At 72.7% G+C, this 21,907-nt stretch carries 29 protein-coding genes; 21 read left to right on the top strand and 8 right to left on the bottom strand.

Annotated elements, in window-relative coordinates; genetic code table 11:
- The first annotated feature begins 109 nt into the window (after positions 1-109).
- The 8 genes from nrdH (at position 110) to K5O09_RS18785 (ending at position 5,309) form a co-directional block, all read left to right on the top strand.
- Positions 110-391, top strand: a complete 282-nt coding sequence (gene nrdH, locus K5O09_RS18750; RefSeq protein WP_168631521.1) for a glutaredoxin-like protein NrdH — start codon at positions 110-112, stop codon at positions 389-391.
- Complete coding sequence (locus tag K5O09_RS18755; RefSeq protein WP_168631520.1) at positions 388-918, top strand: hypothetical protein; 531 nt, start codon at positions 388-390, stop codon at positions 916-918. Before nrdH ends, K5O09_RS18755 begins: the two co-directional genes overlap by 4 nt.
- 11 nt (positions 919-929) lie before the next feature.
- Positions 930-1,271: a hypothetical protein gene (locus K5O09_RS18760; RefSeq protein WP_168631519.1), complete on the top strand. Its 342-nt coding sequence runs from the start codon at positions 930-932 to the stop codon at positions 1,269-1,271.
- On the top strand, positions 1,268-1,957 hold the full coding sequence (locus K5O09_RS18765; protein WP_168631518.1) for a ParB/RepB/Spo0J family partition protein: 690 nt from the start codon (positions 1,268-1,270) through the stop codon (positions 1,955-1,957). The genes K5O09_RS18760 and K5O09_RS18765 overlap by 4 nt, the downstream gene beginning before the upstream one ends.
- A complete protein-coding gene (locus K5O09_RS18770; protein WP_168631517.1) occupies positions 1,954-2,895 on the top strand; it encodes a DUF3560 domain-containing protein in 942 nt (313 codons plus the stop codon). Before K5O09_RS18765 ends, K5O09_RS18770 begins: the two co-directional genes overlap by 4 nt.
- Positions 2,896-3,432: 537 nt before the next feature.
- Positions 3,433-3,882 (top strand): hypothetical protein, encoded by a 450-nt coding sequence (locus tag K5O09_RS18775; protein WP_168631532.1) that lies wholly within the window; start codon positions 3,433-3,435, stop codon positions 3,880-3,882.
- Complete coding sequence (locus tag K5O09_RS18780) at positions 3,879-4,877, top strand: zeta toxin family protein (protein ID WP_222172918.1); 999 nt, start codon at positions 3,879-3,881, stop codon at positions 4,875-4,877. Before K5O09_RS18775 ends, K5O09_RS18780 begins: the two co-directional genes overlap by 4 nt.
- 78 nt (positions 4,878-4,955) lie before the next feature.
- Positions 4,956-5,309 (top strand): hypothetical protein, encoded by a 354-nt coding sequence (locus K5O09_RS18785; protein WP_222172919.1) that lies wholly within the window; start codon positions 4,956-4,958, stop codon positions 5,307-5,309.
- Between the two features lie 19 nt (positions 5,310-5,328).
- Here K5O09_RS18785 and K5O09_RS18790 read toward each other — a convergent pair whose 3' ends face one another.
- The 3 genes from K5O09_RS18790 to K5O09_RS18800 form a co-directional block, all read right to left on the bottom strand.
- Entirely contained in the window at positions 5,329-6,078 is a 750-nt protein-coding gene (locus K5O09_RS18790; protein WP_222172920.1) for a Fic family protein, read from the bottom strand.
- Complete coding sequence (locus K5O09_RS18795) at positions 6,075-6,269, bottom strand: antitoxin VbhA family protein (RefSeq protein ID WP_168631513.1); 195 nt, start codon at positions 6,267-6,269, stop codon at positions 6,075-6,077. Before K5O09_RS18795 ends, K5O09_RS18790 begins: the two co-directional genes overlap by 4 nt.
- Before the next feature lie 237 nt (positions 6,270-6,506).
- Positions 6,507-6,857 carry a hypothetical protein gene (locus K5O09_RS18800; protein ID WP_168631512.1) on the bottom strand — a complete coding sequence of 117 codons (351 nt, stop codon included), beginning with the start codon at positions 6,855-6,857 and terminating at the stop codon, positions 6,507-6,509.
- A gap of 231 nt (positions 6,858-7,088) precedes the next feature.
- Between K5O09_RS18800 and K5O09_RS18805 the strand changes: the two genes are divergently transcribed.
- The 4 genes from K5O09_RS18805 to K5O09_RS18820 all read left to right on the top strand — a co-directional run bounded on the left by K5O09_RS18805 (position 7,089) and on the right by K5O09_RS18820 (position 11,094).
- Positions 7,089-7,520, top strand: coding sequence for a MobC family plasmid mobilization relaxosome protein (locus tag K5O09_RS18805; protein WP_168631511.1), 432 nt, complete (start codon positions 7,089-7,091; stop codon positions 7,518-7,520).
- Positions 7,520-9,127: a relaxase/mobilization nuclease domain-containing protein gene (locus K5O09_RS18810; RefSeq protein WP_210732625.1), complete on the top strand. Its 1,608-nt coding sequence runs from the start codon at positions 7,520-7,522 to the stop codon at positions 9,125-9,127. Before K5O09_RS18805 ends, K5O09_RS18810 begins: the two co-directional genes overlap by 1 nt.
- Positions 9,128-9,213: 86 nt before the next feature.
- The gene (locus K5O09_RS18815; RefSeq protein ID WP_168631509.1) at positions 9,214-10,122 is read left to right on the top strand and encodes a hypothetical protein; all 909 of its coding nucleotides are present in this window, start codon (positions 9,214-9,216) and stop codon (positions 10,120-10,122) included.
- A gap of 156 nt (positions 10,123-10,278) precedes the next feature.
- Positions 10,279-11,094: a hypothetical protein gene (locus tag K5O09_RS18820; protein WP_168631508.1), complete on the top strand. Its 816-nt coding sequence runs from the start codon at positions 10,279-10,281 to the stop codon at positions 11,092-11,094.
- Here the strand turns inward: K5O09_RS18820 and K5O09_RS18825 are convergent.
- The 3 genes from K5O09_RS18825 to K5O09_RS18835 form a co-directional block, all read right to left on the bottom strand.
- Positions 11,080-11,367, bottom strand: coding sequence for a glutaredoxin family protein (locus K5O09_RS18825; protein WP_239073687.1), 288 nt, complete (start codon positions 11,365-11,367; stop codon positions 11,080-11,082). The genes K5O09_RS18820 and K5O09_RS18825 overlap by 15 nt on opposite strands.
- Positions 11,368-11,410: 43 nt before the next feature.
- Positions 11,411-12,724: a peptidoglycan DD-metalloendopeptidase family protein gene (locus tag K5O09_RS18830; RefSeq protein WP_222172921.1), complete on the bottom strand. Its 1,314-nt coding sequence runs from the start codon at positions 12,722-12,724 to the stop codon at positions 11,411-11,413.
- Positions 12,725-12,816: 92 nt separating this feature from the next.
- Positions 12,817-13,038 carry a hypothetical protein gene (locus tag K5O09_RS18835; RefSeq protein WP_146840867.1) on the bottom strand — a complete coding sequence of 74 codons (222 nt, stop codon included), beginning with the start codon at positions 13,036-13,038 and terminating at the stop codon, positions 12,817-12,819.
- A 217-nt stretch (positions 13,039-13,255) separates the two neighbouring features.
- Here K5O09_RS18835 and K5O09_RS18840 point away from each other — a divergent pair, with 217 nt between their 5' ends.
- Entirely contained in the window at positions 13,256-14,479 is a 1,224-nt protein-coding gene (locus K5O09_RS18840) for a YibE/F family protein (RefSeq protein WP_255596436.1), read from the top strand.
- Between the two features lie 43 nt (positions 14,480-14,522).
- Here K5O09_RS18840 and K5O09_RS18845 read toward each other — a convergent pair whose 3' ends face one another.
- Positions 14,523-15,311: a prolipoprotein diacylglyceryl transferase gene (locus K5O09_RS18845; RefSeq protein WP_168631505.1), complete on the bottom strand. Its 789-nt coding sequence runs from the start codon at positions 15,309-15,311 to the stop codon at positions 14,523-14,525.
- A gap of 191 nt (positions 15,312-15,502) precedes the next feature.
- Here K5O09_RS18845 and K5O09_RS18850 point away from each other — a divergent pair, with 191 nt between their 5' ends.
- The 8 genes from K5O09_RS18850 to K5O09_RS18885 all read left to right on the top strand — a co-directional run bounded on the left by K5O09_RS18850 (position 15,503) and on the right by K5O09_RS18885 (position 20,637).
- A complete protein-coding gene (locus K5O09_RS18850; RefSeq protein ID WP_168631530.1) occupies positions 15,503-16,234 on the top strand; it encodes a response regulator transcription factor in 732 nt (243 codons plus the stop codon).
- Entirely contained in the window at positions 16,231-17,364 is a 1,134-nt protein-coding gene (locus K5O09_RS18855; RefSeq protein WP_168631504.1) for a cell wall metabolism sensor histidine kinase WalK, read from the top strand. The genes K5O09_RS18850 and K5O09_RS18855 overlap by 4 nt, the downstream gene beginning before the upstream one ends.
- Before the next feature lie 79 nt (positions 17,365-17,443).
- Positions 17,444-17,758, top strand: a complete 315-nt coding sequence (locus K5O09_RS18860) for a glutaredoxin (RefSeq protein ID WP_203767597.1) — start codon at positions 17,444-17,446, stop codon at positions 17,756-17,758.
- Positions 17,758-18,729 (top strand): cytochrome c biogenesis CcdA family protein, encoded by a 972-nt coding sequence (locus tag K5O09_RS18865; RefSeq protein ID WP_222172922.1) that lies wholly within the window; start codon positions 17,758-17,760, stop codon positions 18,727-18,729. The genes K5O09_RS18860 and K5O09_RS18865 overlap by 1 nt, the downstream gene beginning before the upstream one ends.
- The gene (locus K5O09_RS18870) at positions 18,726-19,352 is read left to right on the top strand and encodes a peroxiredoxin (protein ID WP_168631502.1); all 627 of its coding nucleotides are present in this window, start codon (positions 18,726-18,728) and stop codon (positions 19,350-19,352) included. Before K5O09_RS18865 ends, K5O09_RS18870 begins: the two co-directional genes overlap by 4 nt.
- Positions 19,353-19,377: 25 nt before the next feature.
- On the top strand, positions 19,378-19,515 hold the full coding sequence (locus tag K5O09_RS18875; RefSeq protein ID WP_168631501.1) for a hypothetical protein: 138 nt from the start codon (positions 19,378-19,380) through the stop codon (positions 19,513-19,515).
- Positions 19,516-19,560: 45 nt separating this feature from the next.
- A complete protein-coding gene (locus tag K5O09_RS18880; protein WP_168631500.1) occupies positions 19,561-20,178 on the top strand; it encodes a DUF305 domain-containing protein in 618 nt (205 codons plus the stop codon).
- Between the two features lie 174 nt (positions 20,179-20,352).
- Positions 20,353-20,637: a hypothetical protein gene (locus K5O09_RS18885; RefSeq protein WP_203767594.1), complete on the top strand. Its 285-nt coding sequence runs from the start codon at positions 20,353-20,355 to the stop codon at positions 20,635-20,637.
- 105 nt (positions 20,638-20,742) lie between these two features.
- Here the strand turns inward: K5O09_RS18885 and K5O09_RS18890 are convergent, their stop codons facing one another.
- Positions 20,743-21,753: a D-alanyl-D-alanine carboxypeptidase family protein gene (locus K5O09_RS18890; RefSeq protein ID WP_168631499.1), complete on the bottom strand. Its 1,011-nt coding sequence runs from the start codon at positions 21,751-21,753 to the stop codon at positions 20,743-20,745.
- Between the last annotated feature and the right edge of the window lie 154 nt (positions 21,754-21,907).

Consider the following 21,907-nt stretch of genomic DNA (forward strand, 5'->3'; position numbering starts at 1 on the left):
GACCCCCACAGCTCTGCGACATGGGCCTCCGGCTAACGAAGCGATGGCCGGGCCTACCGAGCACAGCGAACACCGCACCAGTGCCCGCCGCAGACACCAGGAGGACGACATGACCACCACCCCCAACCCCCACACCCCGCCGGCGACGCTGACCGTGTACTCCAAGCCGGGGTGCGTGCAGTGCCGGGCGACCACCCGCGCACTGGACAAGGCCGGGGTGTCCTACGCCGTGGTGGACCTCACGACCGACGACGACGCCCGGGCCTACGTGATGGCACTGGGTCACCGGCAGGCGCCGGTCGTCGTCACCGAGACCGGGGACCACTGGTCGGGGTACCGGCCCGACCAGATCACCGCCCACCTCCAGCGCCAGGCTGCGAGCAGGGCATGAGCACCGAGCCGGCCGTCTCCGAGGCCGACCTCGTCGACGAGCTCGCCCACCGTGCCCTGTGGTCGGCCGAGGACGCCGCGACCCTGCGCACCGCGGCGCCGTGGTGGCCGTTCGGAGGACGCGCCCTGCGGCCAGCCCTGGCAGCGCTGATCTGGGACCACGACCTCAACCGCCCGGGCGCCCCCGAGAACGGCGCGCAGCGCCTCGCGTCGGTCTGGGCGTGGATCCAGGACCGCGCGCTCGACGTCGACGCCGCACACACGGCGCACCAGAACTGGCTCCGGGACCAGCGATCGGGAGCGCGCAACGAGCCCGAGCCCGTCGACCCGTACCGCAGCGCGGCCGCGAGCTACCGAGCCGAGCGCGACTGCCTGCCCGACCCCGGGCTGCTGCGCCACGCCGCCACTGTCCTGGGCGTGGTCCCCGACCTGGGATTCCTCGACCCGCACAGCACCGCCACCACCCACGAGCTGCTCGAGCAGCTCACCAGCCTGCGCGCGGCGAACCTCGCCGCGGCACCTCGATGAAGGGAACGACCATGACCACCAGCACAGCGCCCGGCCCGTGGCCGGCTTGCCCCACCTGCGGCTCCACCCGCCGGCGTTGCCGGCGCCCGTCCGGGCACGACGCGCCCGAGTGGCACGCCGCGCGCCTGGCGCTCTGGGAGGCACTGGACGACGAGACCAAGGCGCGCCTCGAGCGGATCGTGGACCGCCCCATCGTGCGCGTGGAGCCCACCCCGGGCGACGAACACCGCTACGCGATGTGGTGCGAGCACTGCACCGGCACCTACTCCAACACCGTCAAGACCGACGTCCAGCAGGCCGCCGCGCGGCACCGCGACCTGCACCGCAACGGCGCGCTCGAGGTGACCCGATGACCGCGCGCCTGGTGCCGATGAACGCCCTGTACCCGAACCCCGACAACCCCGATTCCCGGCTGCGGGGGATCGAGGAGCTCACCGCCTCCATCCGCCTGTACGGCGTGCTGAACCCGCTGATCGTCACCCCTCGTCAGCGCGGCGGGCTGCTCATCCTCGACGGAGGGCGCCGCTACGCCGCCGCCGAGCGCGCCGGCTTGCAGGCCGTGCCCTGCGTGGCCGCCAAGACAGCGACACGCGCCGATCGGCTGTTGCTGATCCTCGCCGCCGGGCTGGGGGAGCGGCTCAGCCCGCTCGAGGAAGCCCGCCTCATGGCCGACCTGCGGTCCGAGGGCATGGCGTTCGCCGACGTCGCGCGGCGCACCGGCCGCTCGATGACGACGGTGCGCGAACGCCTGCGACTGCTTGAGGCCCCGCCCGAAGTCCAGAAGATGGTCACCGCCGGCACCCTCAGCGTGAGCGCCGCGAGCGAGCTCGCGCGCCAGACCGCCACCACCGGATCCGGGGCCGTGGCTGCCCGCACGCCCGCCAGGCCGGCGTGGTTCACCAGGGCCCACCCGCTCGCCGGCGAGGTGCGCCAGGCGTGCACGCACCGCGACACCCGCAAGGTCGTCGGGGGCGCGGGCTGCGGGCAGTGCTGGGAGCAGGCCATCGTCGACCACGCCCGCCAGGGGCAGCCGGCATGAGCGCGCTGACGATCACCCACACCCGCGCCGAGGGCACCGTCCTGGAGGGAACCGCTGCCGGCGACGGCGCCGCGGGGATCCTCACCGCGTGCGGCTGGCGCTGGTCGCGGGATCGGGGCACCTGGTACGTGCCCCGATCCCGGGACCAGCATGCCCGCCACGACCTGATCGAGGCGACCAGGTCTCAGCTGCAGCGCGCCGGCCACGACGTCGAGGTGCACGTCGACGAGCAGCCCCGGGACTTCGCGGACATCGAGGTCGACCTGCTCGCCCGGCGCCGGGCACGCGCAGCCGCGCTCAAGCGACGCGCGGTCACGGCCAAGGCACGAGCGGACGCGGCCGCCGGCGCCGAGGAGGCCGCGGTGCGCGCGCTCCCGCCCGCCGGCGAGCCCATCAAGATCGGGCACCACTCCGAGAACCGGCACCGGCGGTCGATGGACCGGGCCCACCGGGCGACCGGGAAGAGGATCGCGGCGGACGACCGCGCCCGCGAGCTCGAACGGCAGGCGCAGGCCGCGACGCAGTCCGTCGCCGCGCGGTACGCCCCGCGTCCGGTCGCTGCCCGCATCGACCGTCTCGACGCCGAGCTGCGGCAGAAGCTGCGAGCCCTGGCCCGCCTCGAGGCGGGCGAGCCCGGCACGGTCGACGCCCGCACGCGCAGCCTCCTGCAGGAGCAGATCGCCCTCCTCGAGCAGGAGCTCGAGCACTGGACGGCCACCCGTGCCGCCCAGATCGCCGACGGCCTCGCCGTCGACTACGGGCCGCACAACGTGCGCCCCGGCGACCAGGTGCAGATCTCCGGGCACTGGTACCGCGCCGTGCGCGCCAACCGCGCCACGGTCACCGTCGACATGGCCGGCGGCCGCCGAACCGCGACCGCCCCCTGGCGGAACGTCACCGACCACAACCCCGCGAACCAGCAGCAGGAGGACGCATGAACACCACATCCAAGCGCGCGCGGAGCTCCGTCGGGCACCGGCCCGGGACCCCCCACCGCGATGCCTCCACGCCGCCGGCGCCGGCTGCGCCGGCGCAGCGGGTGCGCCCGCACCCCCGCGGGCGCCGCGACCCGCGCACCGCCCACGGGCGCCTGCGCTGACCCGGCACCGCTCGCTGGCCGCCGCGTGTGCCGCGTGCTTGGCGCAGGACACGCGGCGGCCCGGCATAGTCATCGCCGCGCGACGGCGCGATTGCACACGGGGCAGCGCCAGCAGTCGACGTCGTAGACCATCGTCGCCGCATGCTCGGGGCAGTCCGGGACGGTGTTGCCGTGGGTGCTCATCGTTCCTCCTGTTCTGACCGCCGTCCGTCGGCGATCGCGACGGACCGTGCCGGGGGCAGCCGGCCTGGCAGTCGCAGGAGGTAGATGTGCGGCGGCCGTCCTCGCCCTCTGAGGGCAGGGGGCGAACCGCTGTGACCGACGGCCACAGCGGGTATAACCTTGGTTATAGAAGGAGGTGGTCGGCGTGAGCACGATGGTTCCGCACCGTGAGGTGGTCGACCGCGCACGGCGGTCGCGACTGCGCGCGCACCTGGCGCAGTTGGACTACCTGCGCAGCCTGAACGAGGCGCGCGTGCTCGGCGTCTCGCAGACGGAGATCGCCCGCGAGCTGCGTGTCACGCAGCCGGCCATCAGCAAGTCGATGAGCGCGGCGTCCTCGACGCCGCCAGTCCCCGAGGGGTTCCACGGGGGGAGTCCGTACGAGATCGCCGAGCGGTACGCCGCGGGGGAGATCTCGCGCGAGGTGCTCGTCGACGAACTCGCCCGGTGGCCCTACACGCCGCGCGACGCCGGCGACGGCATCGACTGGCTGACGTACGAGCCGGGCACGTTCGAGGACGTCGTGCGTGCGCGCCGTGACGGGCTGCTCGACACCGCGACCTATGACGCGGTGCTGGCCCGTCAGGACGAGCTGGAGCGTTGAGCCGGCCCGACGACCTCGCCGTCAGCCGGCACCGCGACCTGGTCCGCGAGCTGTCACGCCCCGGCGGTCCTCTGGCCGCTGACGGGCCGAACGCCACGGTGAACAACCCGGCCTGGTTCCGGACGCCGAACCAGCCGCGCGGTGCTCGCGGCGAGCTGCACGACCGCCTCGTCGACGCGCACCGCGAACGCTTCGCCGACGTGCTGGCCGACAAGCAGGCCATCGTCCTGGCCGGCCCGCCAGGGGCGGGCAAGTCCACCGTGCAGCGGGCGATCCTGGGTGACCGGGCGGGGGAGTGGCTAGTCGTCGACGCCGATGAGTTCAAGCACGCGCTGCTGCGAACCGCGCTCGAGGATGGGTCGTACCGGAACTTCCTCGTCCCGGACCGCGTCCGTGAGCTCGAGGCCGACGGCGAACGGTTCGCGCCACTCGAGCTGGCGTCCCTCGTGCACGAGGAGTCCTCGCTTCTCGCGCGCCAGCTGCGCGCGGAGGCGATCGCCGACGGGCTGAACATCGTGGTCGACACCGTCCTGTCGAGCGAGCGCGCGGCGCTCTCGCTCGGCGCCGACCTCGAGGCCGCCGGCTACCGCGTGCGCGTCGTCGACGTCGAAACGACCTACGAGATCTCCGCGGCCCGCGTCGAGCAGCGGTGGCGCAACGTCACCCGCGAGTTCCTGGCCGACGAGCGCGCCACCGGACTCGGCGGCCGGTGGGTCCCCAGTGAGTACACCCGCGCGCTGTTCCCGCCCGAACTGGCCGGCACGTCGGTGTGCGAGGGCGTAGCCCGCACCCTCGCAGAGCAGTGCCCCGCGGTGAGCCGGCTCGAGGTGTACCGCGTCGTCGACCCGACGCAGGCGCCGTACCTCGAGGTGGTGCTCGAACGCGGCGCTCGGCGCGGCGCCCTGGTCGATGCCAGTGCCGCCCGCGCTGCAGCGATCGCGGACGTCAGTCGCGCACGTCCGGGCCGGCGCAGCGACCCTGCCGTTGAGCGCTGATGGGTCGCACCCGCTGGGCCCGTAGTCGCGGCTGAATGACCCGCTCGGGGCGTCGCGGGATTGCTAGCGTGCGTGAGCATGGGACGGAACGCGCGGCGACGCAAGGAAGCGAAGCAGGCCGGACGCACGCCGTCGACGGCCGGCACGTCGGGGGCGACCTCGGTTCGATGGCTCGACGACAACGACGTGGCGGCCGCGGTTGCGACACCAGGTGCGTTCTCGCGACTCGCTCGGCGCAAGTGCGATGAGTGCGGGGGGTCCGATCTCGCATGGACCGACCTCAACGGGCTGCGCGAGGCCGTCAGCGATGACCAGCGCGCCCGGGTGGACGAGGTCGCCGGGTTCGTGGGTCCTGCCTCGGAAGCCTGGCTCTGCCGGACCTGCGGCAACTTCGGCGTCCTCGGCGGGTTCGAGGCATCCGCCGGGTGGTGACACCTCGCCGGGCCCGCTCCTAGCGCTCGAGGTCGAGCGCCAGACCGTTCGCGCGGGTGCGCCGGCGATCGGGCGCGCTCACGCGCCCGGCGGCCGACGAGCGACTGAGGTTCGCCAGGCGTAGCGCCTCGGCGGCGTGCGGGTCGAAGTCCCGCACGCCGGCGCGTGACACGACCCGTTCGAACAGCTCGCGCATCGGGGCGCGGTCGCCGGTGCGGGCGGCGTGGCTGACGTAGTCGTTCTGGTCGCCGCTGACGGCGAGCCAGTCGATGTGGTGTCCGGACTCGCGGGCGAGCGACGTCAGGTACTCGCGCTGGGTGCGGCCGTTGCCCTCCCGGAACGGGTGCGCCTGGTTGACGACGGCGTAGACGTCGGCGAGCGTGGCGGGCACGTCGGCCGGCGCGACGTCGCGCAGGTGGTCGGTGGCGGCGAGGAAGTCGGCCACGTCGCGCATCGCGGGCGCGATGCGGTCCACGCGTGCGAAGAACGCATCGCCCTTGCGGATCTCGACGGTGCGGACGTCACCGGCCCAGGCGTAGATGTCCTGGAACAAGTGGCGGTGGATCGAGCGCAGGCCGTCGAGGTCGTAGGTGGCCGGCAGCGCGTGCTCGCGCATCCCGAGTGCGCGGGCTTCGACGAGGGCGTCTTCGATGTAGCGCAGCTCGGCCGGCGTGCGTGCACCGACGAGGTTGCGCAGCGTCCGGCCGTCGGGCATGAGGTAGCCGTGCCACCGCTCGCGCTCGTCGCCGGTCTGCCACGGGTGAGTCACTCGTGGGCCTGCCGCACGACCAGGTCGCGGGTGAGCGCGGCGAGCTCGTCGGCGGTGATCTCGCCGGCGACGTAGCGGTCCTGCAGGGCGCGGACCGCGGGGTCCGTGCCGCCGCGCTCCATCTCGCTGGAGTGGCGGATGCGGGCGGCGTCGGCGGCGCGCTGCGCGCGCTCCTCGTCGCTGATGGGCATGCTGTTCCTCCTGCTGCCTTTCGCTGTTCGGCTTCCGGTCCCCCGACTGGTCCGAACTGGTCGCCGTGCGCGGCGACCGGAAGCCCGTGCACATCCGCGACTTGCGGAGCGTGACCGTTCAGCGTGTGGTGACGGTCGCGGTTGTGCGCGGGCGCACTTTGGGTCCCGTCGTCCACCTGTGGGCGGGCGGAGCCGCGAAGCGGTGGAGCTCGGGCCGTCCACAGGTGGGCGAGGGGCTCAGGAGGCGAGCGGCTCGCCCACCTCACCGGTGCCGCCCTGCGGGACGGCGGCCGGTGCGAGCGGCGTGGCGCTCGCACCGCGCGAACGTCCGGCGCGGCGGGTTCCGGTGCCGCGCGCGGCCGTCGGCGCGGCGAGGCCGGCGTCGCGCAGCTCGCGCTCGGTCCACCCGGCGCTGAGCGCGGCGCGGTACTCGCGCGCGTAGGACGCCTCCGCCTCGTCGAGCGCGACGAGGGCGGCGTTGCGGCTCGCGGCGGCGGTCGCGAGGCCGTCGACGAGGGTCATGCGCGCGTCGATCGCGGCGCGCAGCTTGTCGCGGTAGGTCTGGGTGTCGGTGCTGAGGCTCGCCATGTCGGCGAGCGTAGCCGCGCCCGTCAGGGCGCGGTGGCGGCGTCGCTTCGCGTCACTCTGCTGGCCGTGCCGCGCAGCCGCGCGTCACCCACCCAGCGGAGCCCCAGACGGAGCAAGCTATACACTTAGGTGCCCTAAGTGGCTTGGCCTCTCGACCTGTCGCGGTCGGAGGCTGCACACTTCGTGTGGTCCCCGCAGGGTGCGGGGTCGCTGCGCTGGCCGGGAGGACGCATGAGCGAGCAGGAGCACCGCAGTGTCGGGCGTGCTCGCGTGCTCGGTCGTGCGCGCCGGGAGAACGTCGAGGGCGGCCGGCGAGGACGGTTCGTGGTGAAGTCCACGCCGGAGGAGGAGCTGCGGCTTCGGACCCTGGCCGCTCAGCACGGTGTGAGCGTTCCGCGGCTGCTGGTGGAGTCGACGCTGGCGGCGCACGCCGGGCCGGCTGACGACGCGCCTCTGACGATCACCGAGCGCCGGCAGGCTGCCGCCGAGCTGTTCGGCATCAGCCGCCTGCTCGGCACGGTCGCGAACAACGTCAACCAGATGGCGCGGGCGACGAACGCGACCGGCGAGCTGCACGAGGACCTCGAGGCGACGCTGCGGTACGTGCGTGAGGTGCTCGGCCCGCGCGTCGAGCGCGCGGTCGACGAGGTGGTCGCCCAGTGATGCCGAACGTCACCCGCGGCGGGCGGATGCCCGGCCTGCTGGTGTATCTCGCCGGCGACGGACGGCACAACGAGCACCGCGATCAGCACGTGGTCGCCGGTGACCCTGCGCTCATGGCGTGGCACGCCGACGAGCAGCTGGACCGCGCTTCGGCCCTGGCGATCGCCAAGCACCTGGACGCCCCGAGCCGGGTGTTCGGGACCGAGGTCAACGCCCCCCTGTACGAGTGGAGCGAGGAACGTCAGCAGCGCGTGAAGGTCGGCTACGGCGACGCGCACGTGTGGCACTGCTCCCTGTCGCTGCGCGCCGAGGAAGGCGTGCTGCCCGACTCCACGTGGTCGCAGATCGCCGAGGACTTCGTGCGCCAGATGGGGTTCACCGACGACTCGGGGAAGGCGCCCTGTCGGTGGGTCGCGATCCGCCACGGCGTGTCCCAGGCCGGCAACGACCACGTCCACATCGCGGTGAACCTGGTTCGCGAGGACGGGACGAAGGCCACGACGTGGAACGACTTCCGCCGGGCACAGGAGATCTCGGGCCGCCTGGAGAAGGCGTACGGGCTGCAGGTCCTCGAGTCGCGGGAGCTCGGCCTCGGCAGCCGCGGCGTGCGCCCGGCCGAGCTCGGCCGCGCCGAGTCGCGCAGCGCGCGCGACACGCAGCGCGCCGCACTCGCGCGGCGGGTGCGAGCCTCCGCTACCGCGAGCCGGGACGAGGCGGAGTTCGTGCGCCGGCTGCGGCGCGAAGGGCTTCTCGCGAGGCCGCGCTACGCAGCCGGACGCGACGACGTCGTGCTCGGGTACTCCGTCGCCCTGCGACCGAACGCGGGGGAGCGACCCGTCTGGTTCGGTGGCGGCACCCTCGCGAAGGACCTCACGCTCCCGCGGCTGCGGTCGACCTGGCCCGACAGCCCTCAGACAGCCAGCGACGCCGTCGCTGAGTGGACCGCCGCAGGCCGAGGACAGCGCCCGGTGCGCCCGGGCATCGAGGTCGACGCGCCCGATCCTCGGCTGTGGGACCAGTACGCCGAGCAGATCGGTGAACTGAACGAGCGCCTGCGCAGCGTCGCGCCGGACGACACGGCGACCTGGACCCAGGTCGCCCGCGAGACCTCGGGTGCGTTCGCGGCCTGGTCGCTGCGCACCGAGGCCGAGCCGGGGCCGCTCGCCGACGCCTCCGACGCGCTCGCCCGCTACGCCCAGGTGCGCGCCGGTTCGGCACCGAGCAAGCAGATCACCACGCCGGCGATCCTCGGTCTGTCCCGGGTGCTGCTCGTCGCGGCCGACCGGGGCCAGTCGCGCACGTCGCAGGCGTACATGGTCCGGCAGCTCGCGAACACGCTGCACGCGCTGTTCCAGATGCAGCAGGCCATGCGCCACGCCCAGGCCGCCGCGGTGACCGAGTGGGCGGTGCGCGAGCGGCTCGCCGTCGTCGCTGCACGCTCGGCGGCGCCGGCAGCCGCGCGGCCGGCTCCCGTCCCGGGCGCGCTATCGGTCGAGCAGGCGACCGGAGGCGCCGGGCCGCGACTGCGCTCCCCGCTGCCGAACCCACTGGAGCCGCGGCCGCGCACGACGTCAGCGGCGCAGCGCGACGACGGGATCGAGCGATGACGCGCAGATAGGCGCACGCCGGCGGCCGCGGCCGGCCTCGAGGGCTACCAGTCGGGGGACCAGGAGCCATCACGAGGGAGAACGACATGAGCGAGAGCGACGGGGTCGACGAGACGATCCGCGGCGGCATGCGCACCGCCATCACCGCTGCCGGCTACGCCGGCCAGCAGGTCGCACAGGTGGTCACTGACCGAGCGCGTGCGGCCGCGCAGGAGCGCGAGCTGGCCGCGCGCGACCTGCAGGAGCGCTACGACGCCGAACGCGCGTCCGCACGTGCACACGTCGCGGTGGTCGACCGGCAGGAGTGGTGGGAGACCGCCACACAGGCGAAGGTCGCCAGGGTGTGGGAGACGGCGAACGCATGGCGCGGGCAGGATCCCGACATCGACCGTGCCGCGCAGACCATCGACCGGCAGGTTCAGGAGCGCTACGGCGTCGACCCGGCGCAGCTAGCCGAGCAGGTCCGCGCCGAGCGCGTCGCCGAGCTGCGCGCCGCCGCCGCCCAGCAGTCCGAGTACGAGCACGCTCGCCAGTGGGCCCACGAGCACGACCCTGGCTTGCTCGCCGACCACGACCGCGAGCTGATGGGGTCGGACAACGCGCGCGACGACGCGCGCACGCGCGAGCGGTTCGTCGAGACCTGGCGGGACCGCACCGGCGCCGCCGTCGACGGCGGCGCGCACCGCGCGGCCGACCGGGTCGACGAGCTGTCGGCAGCGGCCGTGCTCGCCGAGCCGGGCGAGGGGCGTGTCGCTGCCAGGACCGAGCTCGCGCGTGAAGCGGAAGTGCCCTACGACTCCGCGGAGCGCCGCCAGCAGCTCGCCGCGCGCCTGGATGGCGCCGGCATCGACAGCGAGGCCAAGGAGGCCCGTCTGATCTCCGATGCGTCCCAGGCCGTGCCGGCGAACGAGGCGATCGTCCGCCGCAGGGCAGCCCCCAAGGCGCGCCGCGCACGCCCCCAGGGCCGGCAGCAAGACAAGTCCCTCAGCCGGTAGTACGCGCTGCTGGCTGCGTTCGGACGGTCCATCTCGGGCAGGCCGAACGCAGCCAGTGCGTACGCATCGTGGTGGCACCTACGACGCGCGCGGCGGCGCTACGAGCAGACTGGCAGGTTCACCTACAGCCAGTTCCGGAACGTCTGGGTGCGCCTGATGGCGGTGACCGCCTTCCTCGTCTGGCTCGACGAGAACGGCGCCGAGCTGGACGCCCTGGAGCAAGCCACGCTGGACCGCTGGCTCGACGACGTCACGAGCGACCAGCGCAGCGCGACCGGGGACTTCCTGCGTTGGGCCGGCCGGCGTCGCCTCGCCCCACGCCAACTGGCGGTCACCTATCCCGAGGCACGTGAGCCGACCATCGTGCTGACCGACGACGAGCGATGGGCTGAACTGCGACGGTGCCTCACCGACCGGACGATCCCCGTCGACGTCGCGACGGCGGGCGCGATGTTGCTCCTCTACGGACTGCCCCTCATCCGCATCGCCGAGCTCACGAAGTCGAACCTCAACTCCGACCCCCGCACGGGCTCCGTCGACGGGTTCCGCCAGACCGCGGGCGGCCACCTGATCGAGGTCCCGCCAAGGCTCGGGCGCATGCTCGCGCAGCTGCCTGCCGACGTGGCGTCGAGGGGGACACCCCTGATCGAGTCGAGGGCGGGCGGTCCGGAGTGGCTGTTCCCCGGCAGGGGCGCCGGCGGCCACGTCACCTACACAGGCCTCGCTGAGCGCCTGCGGCGCCACGGGATCTCGGTGCGACAGTCCCGCAACGCAGCCCTCATCGGGCTCGCCGCCGACCTGCCCGCACCCGTGCTCCACGACCTGTTTGGACTCAGCATCGCCGCCTCGGTGAGATGGGCTCGCCGGGTCGGGCGTGACTGGACCGGGTATGTGGGCATCGTCAAGAAGAGCCAGAGCCAACGAGGAGGTCCGGCCGTCAGGAGTCCGTTCAACGCGTCAGGCGGTCGGTGACCCGGTCCGGTCCCGGAGCGCCTTCGCCAGCTTCTTGCGGGGCAGACGGCCGGAGGAGAAGTACTGCCCGTCGAGCAGGACCAGCGGGTTCATCGCCGGCCGGTGCCCGGCGATGAGTGCGCGCCCCTCGTCACTGTCGATGTCGACGACGCGGATCACGAGCGGGGTCTGCTGGGACATGGCGGTCAGGGCGTGCTTCGCGTCGTCGCAGAAGTGGCACGCGGGGGCCTGCACGACGGTGATGACGGGCAGGTCAGACGGCGTGGTGGACACGGGACTCCTCGGGCTGGGTCGGATCGACGGGCGGTTCATGTGGTCAACGCAGGCCCAGGAGCGGGGCGGGGTCGACGGTCTTGCCGCCGACGTACACCTCGAAGTGGAGATGACACGCCCCGGACAGCCCGGTGTTCCCGGAGTAGCCGATGAGCTGGCCCCGGCTAACCTGCTGGCCCGAGGACACGACAGATCGGGTCAGGTGGTTCGAGCTGCTCATCAGCGACTGCCCGTTCACGGTGCCGTAGTTGAGCATGACCTGGTTCCCGAAGCCGTTGCGCCATTCCGACCACTGGACCGTGCCGTCGCGCGGGGCGTAGAGCGGGGTGTTGCAGTAGGTGCGCAGGTCGATGCCGGCGTGCAGCCGGTAGTACCCGAGGATCGGGTGCAGGCGCATGCCGTAGTTCGACGTGACGTACATAGGGTCGATCGAGGTCGGGTTGGAGAACAAGACGCCGCTGGACGCGGGCGGTGCGACCGGCTGTGCCGCCTGCCCGGGGGCGGGATTCGGAGCGGGGCGGACCGGTGCTGCGGGCGCTTGCTGCCGCGCCGCCGCCTCCTCCTGCGCGGCGATCTGCGCGATCTCGGCCTCGGCGGCCGCGCGGATCGAGTCGGCCGCAGCCTGCTCCGCCTGCGCCTGGCCGCGCATGCCCTCGATGCGTTGCGCTGCGGCACTCTGGTCTGCGACCGCCTGCTGCAGTGCGATGGTCTGGGTCTGCTGCTCGGCTCGTGCAGCTTCAGCAGCCTCCGCCTGCGCCTCGGCCGCCGCCTCCATCTCGGTCAGGGTGCCGACGACGGCAGCCAGCCGGGCCTGACCTGTGCGGGCGTTCGCTTCGAGCACGACGAGCTCCTCGAGCGCACGACTCTGCAGTCGCTGTGCGGTCGCGACCGTCTCCGCGCGGTCGACGAAGTCCTCCATGCTCGCCGCGCCGACGACGACCTCGAGCGCCGCGGTCGATCCCGAGCCCTGGTAGGCGCTCCTGGCGAGCTGTGCGATCGTCGAGCGGACTTCCGCGCGGCGCGCGGCGTCGGTGTCCAGTTCGTCCTGGAGCGTCTCGCGCAGACCCACGGTGTCCTCGAGTCTGCTCTGCGCGAGAGTGGCCGTGCGTTGGGCGGAATCGGCCTGGACGGTCGCGGCGTCGAGTGCCGCCTGCGCGGCGGGAAGCCGCGCCTTCGTCTCCTCAAGGGTGAGCACCGCCTGAGCGAGATCCGCCGAGAGCTCCTCGACCGACTCCTGCAGCAGCTCGTACTGGCGCTCTGCGGCGTCGGCGCGCTGCTGAGCGGCGCGTTGCTTGTCGTCGAGGGTGTCCCCGGCCGCGCTGTCGACGGGCGCGAGAGCCGCGGTGAGCGTGAGCACCGCGGCCGCGGCGAACCCGGCGGGCGCGAACCTGCGCTGGCGAGTGCGCCGGGCGCCAGATGCTGCCCTGCAGGTGGGCTCTCGAGCGACCATCACCATCGGTTCACCGGGGCATTCGAGGCGGCTGCGTCGAGATCCGCCCGCAGGCGCCGGTACAGGTCGATGTCGATCTCACCCGAAGCCAGCCACTCATCGAGCGCGGCACGCGGCGTGCTCGCAGCGCGGGACGGGAACAACCGCGAGACAGCCCACACCGCCAACGCGACGACCGCGACCCACACGCAGCCCATGACGACCCATCCGAGGGCACTCATCTGGCACCACCACATCCCCCCGCGCTCCTCACCGGTCGACTCCTGCTCCGCATGCCCTCAAGCCTCTCGGCGCGCGGTCAAGTCTTCGCGGTCGCGGCATGAAGGTCTGATCAAGATGGCCGGTTCCGGGACCAACGGCACGGCCGGTGACCGGGTGCGGCTCCCTACCGTGTGCCCGCCGCCGGGCGCCTGACCCGGGGCTGGATGGGGTCAAGTTGTGAGTCGCCCTCGGAACCGGCTGACGGTCGTCGTCAGCGCCGTGCTCATCCCGCTGCTGGTGCTGGCCGTGGCAGCCATGGCCGCGACCTGGCCCGGTGAACGACGCCAGACCGCGCGGGTCATCGAGCCCGTCGAGGTGCAGTACCCGACGGCCGTGGTCACCGGGACCGCCCAGGAGAGCTGCCAGGGGACCGTCGAGGACCAGCGACCGGACGGCAGCATCCCGGAGACGGTCACCTGCCTGCGCGTCAGTGCCGACGTGACCAGCGGCCCGCAGGCCGGACGGAGCATTCAGATCTGGGCCACCGCCACGTTGACCCCGGACGACGTGGGCGCGGGCACCCGCATCGTGGTGGAGTGGTATCCCGCGACCCAGACCGACGACGAGGTGTGGGCGTGGCACGACTTCCAGCGCAGCCTGCCGCTCGGTGCGCTCCTGGCTCTCTTCGCGATCTCCATCGTGCTCGTCGCCGGCTACCGAGGAGCCAGGGCGCTGCTGGGCCTCATCGCCGCGTTCGCCGTGATCGGCGTCTACGTCCTGCCAGCGCTGCTCGCCGGCGAGAACGCGGTCGTCGTGGCGCTGGCGGCCTCGACCGTCATCATGACCGCCGTGCTGTACCTGGCGCACGGGCTCTCGCTGCGCACCTCCACCGCGCTGATCGGGACGCTGGCCGGCCTGGCCCTGACCACAGGGCTCGGCGCCCTCGGGGCGCGATGGGCGCACCTGTCCGGGGTGACCAGCGAGGACGACTACCGGCTGGCGCAGCTACTCGGCGACGTCGGCGCTGTCTCCCTGCGAAGCCTGTTCCTCGCCGGGCTCGTCCTCGCAGGCCTCGGCGTGCTCAACGACGTCACCATCACGCAGGCCTCGGCGGTCTGGGAGCTGCGCGCCGCGTCCCCGCACGCCACGCGGCTCGAGCTGTTCCGCGGCGGGATGCGGATCGGGCGCGACCACATCGCCTCCACGGTCTACACCATCGCGTTCGCGTACACCGGCGCATCGCTGCCGGTCCTGCTGCTGCTGCTCATCTACCAGCTGCCGCTGCTCTCGACCCTGACCAGCGGGCAGTTCGCCGCCGAGATCGTGCGCACCGCGGTGTCCTCCGTCGGGCTCGTCCTGGCGATCCCGCTCACGACGGCCATCGCCGTCGTGGTCGTGACAGCGACCGGCGCAACCGTTCCCCGACACAGCCTCAGCCACGGCCACAGCCACGCGATGTGAGAGCGGTGGGGCGGCTCAGCGCACCGGGGCTTCCGCTGCGCTACTAGCGCACGACCGCAGGCGCCGCGTCGTCGCTGTCGTCGCTCGACTCGATCGGCCGCGGCGGGTTCGAGCGGCGCGAGAGCAGCACGATCACGGCGCCCGCTGCCACGCTGAGCACCGACCACAGCTGCGGCTGCGTGAGCCCTGCGACCACGGGGGTGTTGACCCGCAGGTACTCCACGGCGAACCGGGACAGACCGCTGAGCACCAGGTACCCCCCGAACAACCCGGCACCCGGGAGCCATCGGCGAGCCGACCACAGCACCCCGGCGATCACGAAGGCGGCGATCGTCTCGTACAGCGGGGTCGGGTGGACGGGCACGGTGCTGGGAACCGCGCCGTGCGGGAAGGCCATCGCCCAGGGCAGGTCGCTCGGCCTGCCGTAGGTTCCGTCACCGGCGAGGAAGCAACCCAGACGACCCACGCCGTACGCGACCGTGAGCGGGATCGCCGCCGCCCCCGCGACCTGCCCGAGCGGCAGACGGTGCCGGCGGATCACGACGAGCGCGGACGCCACGCCGGCGATGAGCCCCCCGTACCAGGTGAACCCCATGCCGCCCAGATGGTGCCAGCTCAGGTCGTCGACGTTCTCCAGCAGGAAGTAGACCTTCGCGCCCACGAACCCCCAGATCGTGGCCCAGAACACCAGGGAGTGCGCGCTGTCACGCTTGAGCCCCAACCGGGTGAACCCCCGTCCCAGCAGATAGGCGGCGATCAGCGCGGCCGCGGCCTTGCTCACGCCGTAGGTCTGGATGTCGAGGCCGAAGATGCTGAACAGGACGGGGCGCACGTCGGGTCTTCCTGTCGTCGGGATTCGCCGACAGGGGAGCCGGCCCGGCCACGGTCTCGCGGTCAGGTTGAGAGCACCCCGCGAAGTCGGTTGACGTTGGATCAAGCAGGCCGTGACCGGCTCGAACGTTCGATCAAGGTTCGATGAAGCCACCGACCGGTGCGACGCTCTCGCTCGAAGCCGGCGACACAATGGCCCGCATGAACCCTCCTGTCGCCCTGCGTGCCGTGGTCGTCGATGACGAGAAGCCGCTCGCCGCCGTGATCGGCGGCTACCTCGAGCGCGAGGGCTTCGAGGTCACGCTCTGCCATGACGGGACCGAGGCCGTCGCCCTGCTGCGCGAGGTTGACCCGGACGTCGTGGTCCTCGACCTCGGGCTCCCGGGCCTGGACGGTATCGAGGTGTGCAGGCAGCTGCGGACCTTCTCCGACTGCTACGTCGTCATGCTGACCGCGCGTAGCGAGGAGGTCGACACCCTCATTGGTCTGTCGGTCGGCGCCGACGACTACATGAGCAAGCCGTTCAGCCCGCGCGAGCTGGTCGCGCGGATCCGCGTTATGCTGCGCCGACCCCGGCACCCGGCACCACCCGCACCGGACGCCGTGCCCGCCTCGGACGCGCGCGTCATCTCGATCGGGGGACTGCGGCTGAACCTCGATGCCCGCGAGGTCGACGTCGACGGCGAACGCGCCCTTCTCACCCGCCTGGAGTTCGACGTGCTCGCGGCCCTCGCCTCACGTCCGGGCATCGTGTTCTCGCGACCTGCCCTGATCCGTGCGGTCTGGGGTGAAGGCTGGGTCGGCGACGAGCACCTGGTCGACGTCCACGTCCTGCACGTGCGCCGCAAGCTCGGGGACACCGCACAGGAACAGCGGTTCGTGCGCACCGTGCGCGGTGTCGGCTACAGGATGGGCCCCGGATGAACACCCGCGACGCGATCGGCCCCGGCACTCTCGGCCGTCGCCTCTTGGTCTCGATCGCCCTGGTGCTCCTCGCTGCCGCGGTCACCGCCTGGATCGTGGCGACCCTCGTCGGGCCCGCGCTGTTCCACGAGCACCTGCTGCAAGCGGGCGTCCAGGACCACGAGCTCGCCGACCTGCACATCGAGGAGGCGTTCCAGTCAGCCAGCACCATCGCCCTCGCCCTGGCGATCGTGGTCGCCGGCGTGACCGCGCTGGCGGTCAGTGTGCTGCTCACCCGCCGCATCGGACGCTCCGTGGCGCAGATGTCCCGCGCCGCCGCGCAGATTGGTGCCGGACGCTTCGACGCGCGCGTCCCGCTGCCCGGGATCGGCACCGAGTTCGACACGCTGGCCGCCGCGTTCAACACCATGGCCGCGCACCTAGAGGATGACGCGCGACTGCGCGAACGGCTGATCGCCGACGTCGCGCACGAGCTGCGGACCCCGGCGGCGACCATCGCCGCGTACATCGAGGCGATCGAGGACGGGGTGCGCGTGCTCGACACCGAGACCGTCGCCGTCCTGCACGACCAGGCTCAACGGCTCAACCGCCTGGCGCGCGACCTCGCGGCGGTGACCCGCGCCGAGAGCGGCGAGCTGGACCTGCAGCTGGCCGACGTCCCGGCCTCCGACCTCCTTGACGCCGCGGCGCTGGCCGGACGCGAACGCGCCGACACCGCCGGCGTGAGCATCGAGGTGCAGGCAGCCCCCGGCGCCGGGACGGTCCGGGTCGACCGGGTCCGGCTCGCCCAGGTCCTCGACAACCTGGTCGTCAACGCGGTGCGGCACACACCAGCCGGCGGGACGATCACCTTGCGCGCCGCACCGAGCGCGCCGGACACCGTCGAGCTGACGGTCGCCGACACCGGAGAGGGGATCCCCGCCGAACACCTGGAGCACGTCTTCGAGCGGTTCTACCGGGTGGACAGCGCGCGCGATCGCGGCCGCGGTGGATCCGGCGTCGGTCTGGCGATCTGCCGCGCGCTGGTGCACGCCCACCACGGCTCGATCCGCGCCACATCCGACGGCACCGGCCACGGCTCGACGTTCATCGTCCGGCTTCCCGCCGCACCCCGGAACACCACCCCCTAGTGAGCAGCACCCTCGAGGCTTCATCGGAAATCAATGCACCCCTGACCGCCACGCAAGAACCGCACGGCACCGTTGAGGCATGCTCGAGTTCTCCGGGGCCTGCCCAGGTGCGCCCACCCCGCGTGTCACGGTGGTCCGTTCACCCGCGTGCCACCTGTGCGACGCCGCGCTGCAGACCCTCGGGCGGCTGCGCGAGGTCGTCCCCCTGGACCTCGAGGTCCTCGAGATCAATTCCGAGGAGGGTGCGCGGCTCGTCGCTCAGCACCGGCCTGCGATGAGCCCGCTCGTCCTCCTCGACGGCGCGTTCGTGAGCTCGGGCAAGCTGCGTTCTGGCCGCCTGCTGGACCTGCTGCGCGAGCGCGGCAGCGACGTCCACCTCGCGGCGGTGCGCTGATGGGGTCCCAGCTGCTGACCACGGGCAGCGTCCTGGCCGCGTTCTTCGCCGGCGGCGTCGCCCTGTTCGCTCCCTGCTGCATCGTGTTCCTGGCGCCCAGCTACCTCGCCGGGGCGGTGAAGAACCGTCGCTGGCGCCTGCTGCCCCTGACCTTCGTGTTCGCGGCCGGGCTGGCCACGGTGCTGCTGCCCATCACCCTCGGCGTCAGCATGGTCGCCGGGGCGATCGCCAAGTACCACGCACCCCTGTACTACGCCGGCGGGGCCCTCATGCTCGCCCTGGCGGCCCTGGCCCTGTCGGGGCGGATGTGGTCGCTGCCGAGCGCGTTGCGCACCCCGGACACGCGCCGCGGCGACACCGGCAGCTTCTACGCGCTCGGGGTGTTCTCCGGCATCGCGTCCAGCTGCTGCGCGCCGGTCCTGGCCGGCGTGATGACGCTGTCGGCCCTGTCCGGGTCAGCGGCCGGCGGGCTGCTCCTGGGGCTCGCGTACGTCTTCGGGATGGTCTTCCCGCTGTTCGTCATGGCGTTGATCTGGGACAAGGCCCGGCTGCGCGACCGGCGCTGGCTGAGCCCCAAGCTCGTGCGTGTGCGTCTGGCCGGACGAACCCTCGTCACGAACTCGCTGAACATCGCCGTCGCGGTCGGCTTCACCGTCATGGGAGTCGCCGTCATCCTGCTCGCCGGCAGCCCCGACATGACCCGGGGGACCGAGGCGCAGGCGGCGATCGGCCGCGGCCTGACCACGGTGTTCTCCCGGTTCGAGGACTGGAGCTCACCCATTCCCGAGCCGGTCCTCGGACTCGGACTGGTGGCACTGGCCGCGCTGTTCGTCTGGGGCACCCTGTCCGAGCGGCGACGCTCCAGGACCACGAGCTCGCCCGCGGCCGAGACCACACCCCAGGACACCCACGAGCCGCACGCCGCGGCGGAGAACAGCTGCCACGGCGACCACGAAGGAGCCGCACGATGACGTCCGCCAAGGTTGCCCGGGAACGACGGGCCGTCGCACTCGCGCAGGTCCGCGAGGACCAGCGCCGGCACGACCGGCGCCGCAAGCTCGTCATGACCGGCGCGTCGGCGCTGATCGTCGTCCTGATGGTCGCGGTGGTGACCGCAGCCCTGCTCAGCGCCCGCGAGACGACCTCCAGCGACCTCGGGCCGGCACCGGACTTCACGCTGCAGGCCAGCGACGGATCGAGCGTCACCCTCTCGGACTTCCGCGGTTCGCCGGTCGTCCTGTACTTCAACGAGGGCGCCGGCTGCGGGTCCTGCCTGCAGCAGATGGGCGAGATCGAGAAGGACCCCGCCTTCGCGGAGGCCGGCATCACCGTGCTGCCCATCGTGATGAACACCGCCGAGCAGATCAGCGCTGACATGGACACCTACGGCGTCACCACCCCGTTCCTGCTGGACGACGGCACCGTCTCCGAGGAGTACGGGACGCTCGGCACCGGCATGCACGAGGGGCTGCCCGGACACAGCTTCGTCCTGGTCGACGCCGACGGCGAACGCGCGTGGTCCGGCAACTACCCGTCCATGTGGCTCGCGCCCCAGGACCTGCTCAAGGAAGTCCAGGCCCGGCTGCCTGACTGACCACCCACCGACCACAGGAGACCCCATGAGCGACAGCTGCTGCCAGTCCAGCACCGCCGAGACGACCGCCCCGGCCCACGAGTGCTGCGGCGGGACCCGCTGCAGCGGCGCCACCGCCGACGAGCACACCACGACCGACAGCACGACCACGCCCGTCGCCTGACCCCCGGCACGCGACGAGCCCTCAGCCGACCGAGGAGCACCCCTCATGTCCCCGAAGATCCCCCGAGCCGTCGCCGCCGTGGCAGCGACCCTCACACTCGGGCTCCTGCTCAGCGCCTGCTCGACCGGCGAGCAGACCTCGACCGACCAGCAGAGCCCCTCCGGCGCGACCAGCACGGCGGCAACGTCCGTCGAGCACAACGACGCCGACGTGGAGTTCGCCCAGATGATGATCCTGCACCACCAGGGCGCACTCGACATGGCCGTGCTCGCCGAGGGCCGCGCCCAGAGCGAGCCCGTGCAGGAACTCGCCGCGCGGATCCAGTTCGCCCAGCAGCCCGAGATCGACCTCATGACCTCCTGGCTGCAGACCTGGGGCGAGCAGCCGGCCGAGGCCGACGACTCCATGGGTGGCATGGACCACTCCGGTGAGCACACCGGCATGGCCGACGACGGCCAGATGCAGCAGCTCCAAGACGCCGGCGCCGACTTCGACCGGATGTTCCTGGAGATGATGATCGACCACCACACCGGCGCGATCACCATGTCCGAGGACTACCGCAACCGCGGGCAGAACGAGGACGCACTCGAGCTCGCCGACACGATCATCGCCGACCAGACCACCGAGATCGCCGAGATGAAGGCACTGCTCGCGGACATGTGAGCCGCCCCGCGATCGCGGCGCCACCGGTGCACCCCCGTGCCGGTGGCGCCGCTGTCTGCGTCCGGGCCAGATCCTTGATCGAGCCTTGACCGCACCCGCGGCCTGACCTTCACCCCGGGTGATCACGATGGGGAACGACCCAGTCCCGCACCAGCGAGCGAATCGGAGCACGACGTGATCAAGCACCACCTCAAGCACATGGCGATCGGGGCGGCCCTCGTCCTGGCGCTGCTCCTGGCCTTCGGAGTGGACCTGTCCCGGGCACTGCCCTACGCGCTGCTGCTCGCGTGCCCGCTGGGCATGGTGGCGATGATGTTCTTCATGGGCCGCGGCAACGGGCACGTCCACGGCCCGCACGACGGACCCACCAGCCACGACCACGACCACGACCACGACCACGAAACCACGCCGCCCGCCGGCGGTGGGCTGACCCGCGAGGACCACGAGCGGATCCCCTGAAGGACGCCCAGCCGACAGGGAAAACGGCGCCGCGCCACGGTCGCGCGGCGCCGTTCGTCCTGCTCGGCACCTGAGTGACGCGTCCGGCAGTATCCCCGGCTGCGCTCAGCCGACGTACTCCCAGTGCCACGGCTCCGGCTTCGAGCCCGAGGCGCGCGCCCAGCTCGGCAAGGTCCACCCGTACTCGCCGGCGTGCTCGAGCAACCACTCGTGCTCGCTCGTCCCGAACGACGACGCCCCGCCCCCGAAGTCGACCGCGACCCCGGTCCCGTGGTTCGAGGTCCCGGGCGTGGCGCACAGACTGCCCTTGTTCCGCCGGCAGGCGACCTGCGCCGCGTAGGACCGGTAGGAGTCGGTCACCACCAAGCTGGTCGAGAACACCCGCTCGAACGCCGTGTTCAGCTCCTCGAGCGCGTCTGTGGCATCGCAACGCTGCTGATGGCCGGGCGCGAAGTCCAGCTCACACAAGGCGCTCAGCGGGATCTCGCCGTTGGCGTACTGGTCGAGCGAGGTCCGCTGCGCCTGCTTGCGCGCTGCCGCCTCCTGCTCAGCCACCCGCGCGGCAGCGGCCGCTACCGCGGCCTCCTGCGCCTGCGCGGTCACGACCTGGAGCTCGGCCGTCAACGCCGCGACCCGGTCGGTCCGAGCCAGGAGCAGCGACACGGCTGCGTCCACGCTCGCCCCGGATCCACCATCGGAGCGGACAGGCGCGGCCACCACGGCGTCGGAGGCCTCCGGCAGGGACTGCGACAGGGCGGTCGCCGTTGTGGTGGGCGCGGGTTCTGCCTGCTCACCGGGCGTCGAGATCACTGCATCCAGGGGCCGCACCGGGGAGGGGGCCACAGGTGGCTGAAGCGCCAGGACCGCGGGTTGGGCCGCCTGAGTCACCGTGATAGCGGCCCGCAGGTCGCCGATCGCCTCGTCGAGCTGCCACGTCGCCTCGGCGGGGACCGAGGCCGCAACGGCCGCCGTCTTGACGGCCTGCGCCGCGCGCAGCGTGCCGCTGGCCTCGATCACCGCCGCCTGCCGATCCTCTACGACGCGGGCCGGGGGGAAACCCGGCCCGCCCGGCGCCGAGGCCGCCGGTGTGGGCATGGGCTCGATCGTCCCGGCCACGCCCTGTTGCACCCCACCCAGGGAGGCGGTGGCGAACCCGGCCACGCCGAGCGCGACGGCGGCGGCGACAGCGGCCTTGGCCGCTCCGCGTCGGCGCCGGGCGCGCTCCTGCTCGCGGCGGGCGGAACGCGATACGACGTCCCGCGGTCGGCGG

Origin of the sequence: Cellulomonas sp. C5510 (assembly GCF_019797765.1) — a bacterium.
Lineage (GTDB): Bacteria > Actinomycetota > Actinomycetes > Actinomycetales > Cellulomonadaceae > Cellulomonas.

Coding starts and splice junctions, on each gene's coding strand:
- nrdH (WP_168631521.1), top strand. CDS start 110: ATGACCACCACCCCCAACCCCCACACCCCGCCGGCGACGCTGACCGTG.
- K5O09_RS18755 (WP_168631520.1), top strand. CDS start 388: ATGAGCACCGAGCCGGCCGTCTCCGAGGCCGACCTCGTCGACGAGCTC.
- K5O09_RS18760 (WP_168631519.1), top strand. CDS start 930: ATGACCACCAGCACAGCGCCCGGCCCGTGGCCGGCTTGCCCCACCTGC.
- K5O09_RS18765 (WP_168631518.1), top strand. CDS start 1,268: ATGACCGCGCGCCTGGTGCCGATGAACGCCCTGTACCCGAACCCCGAC.
- K5O09_RS18770 (WP_168631517.1), top strand. CDS start 1,954: ATGAGCGCGCTGACGATCACCCACACCCGCGCCGAGGGCACCGTCCTG.
- K5O09_RS18775 (WP_168631532.1), top strand. CDS start 3,433: ATGGTTCCGCACCGTGAGGTGGTCGACCGCGCACGGCGGTCGCGACTG.
- K5O09_RS18785 (WP_222172919.1), top strand. CDS start 4,956: ATGGGACGGAACGCGCGGCGACGCAAGGAAGCGAAGCAGGCCGGACGC.
- K5O09_RS18795 (WP_168631513.1), bottom strand. CDS start 6,269: ATGCCCATCAGCGACGAGGAGCGCGCGCAGCGCGCCGCCGACGCCGCC.
- K5O09_RS18800 (WP_168631512.1), bottom strand. CDS start 6,857: ATGGCGAGCCTCAGCACCGACACCCAGACCTACCGCGACAAGCTGCGC.
- K5O09_RS18805 (WP_168631511.1), top strand. CDS start 7,089: ATGAGCGAGCAGGAGCACCGCAGTGTCGGGCGTGCTCGCGTGCTCGGT.
- K5O09_RS18810 (WP_210732625.1), top strand. CDS start 7,520: ATGCCGAACGTCACCCGCGGCGGGCGGATGCCCGGCCTGCTGGTGTAT.
- K5O09_RS18815 (WP_168631509.1), top strand. CDS start 9,214: ATGAGCGAGAGCGACGGGGTCGACGAGACGATCCGCGGCGGCATGCGC.
- K5O09_RS18820 (WP_168631508.1), top strand. CDS start 10,279: ATGGCGGTGACCGCCTTCCTCGTCTGGCTCGACGAGAACGGCGCCGAG.
- K5O09_RS18835 (WP_146840867.1), bottom strand. CDS start 13,038: ATGAGTGCCCTCGGATGGGTCGTCATGGGCTGCGTGTGGGTCGCGGTC.
- K5O09_RS18850 (WP_168631530.1), top strand. CDS start 15,503: ATGGCCCGCATGAACCCTCCTGTCGCCCTGCGTGCCGTGGTCGTCGAT.
- K5O09_RS18855 (WP_168631504.1), top strand. CDS start 16,231: ATGAACACCCGCGACGCGATCGGCCCCGGCACTCTCGGCCGTCGCCTC.
- K5O09_RS18860 (WP_203767597.1), top strand. CDS start 17,444: ATGCTCGAGTTCTCCGGGGCCTGCCCAGGTGCGCCCACCCCGCGTGTC.
- K5O09_RS18865 (WP_222172922.1), top strand. CDS start 17,758: ATGGGGTCCCAGCTGCTGACCACGGGCAGCGTCCTGGCCGCGTTCTTC.
- K5O09_RS18870 (WP_168631502.1), top strand. CDS start 18,726: ATGACGTCCGCCAAGGTTGCCCGGGAACGACGGGCCGTCGCACTCGCG.
- K5O09_RS18875 (WP_168631501.1), top strand. CDS start 19,378: ATGAGCGACAGCTGCTGCCAGTCCAGCACCGCCGAGACGACCGCCCCG.
- K5O09_RS18880 (WP_168631500.1), top strand. CDS start 19,561: ATGTCCCCGAAGATCCCCCGAGCCGTCGCCGCCGTGGCAGCGACCCTC.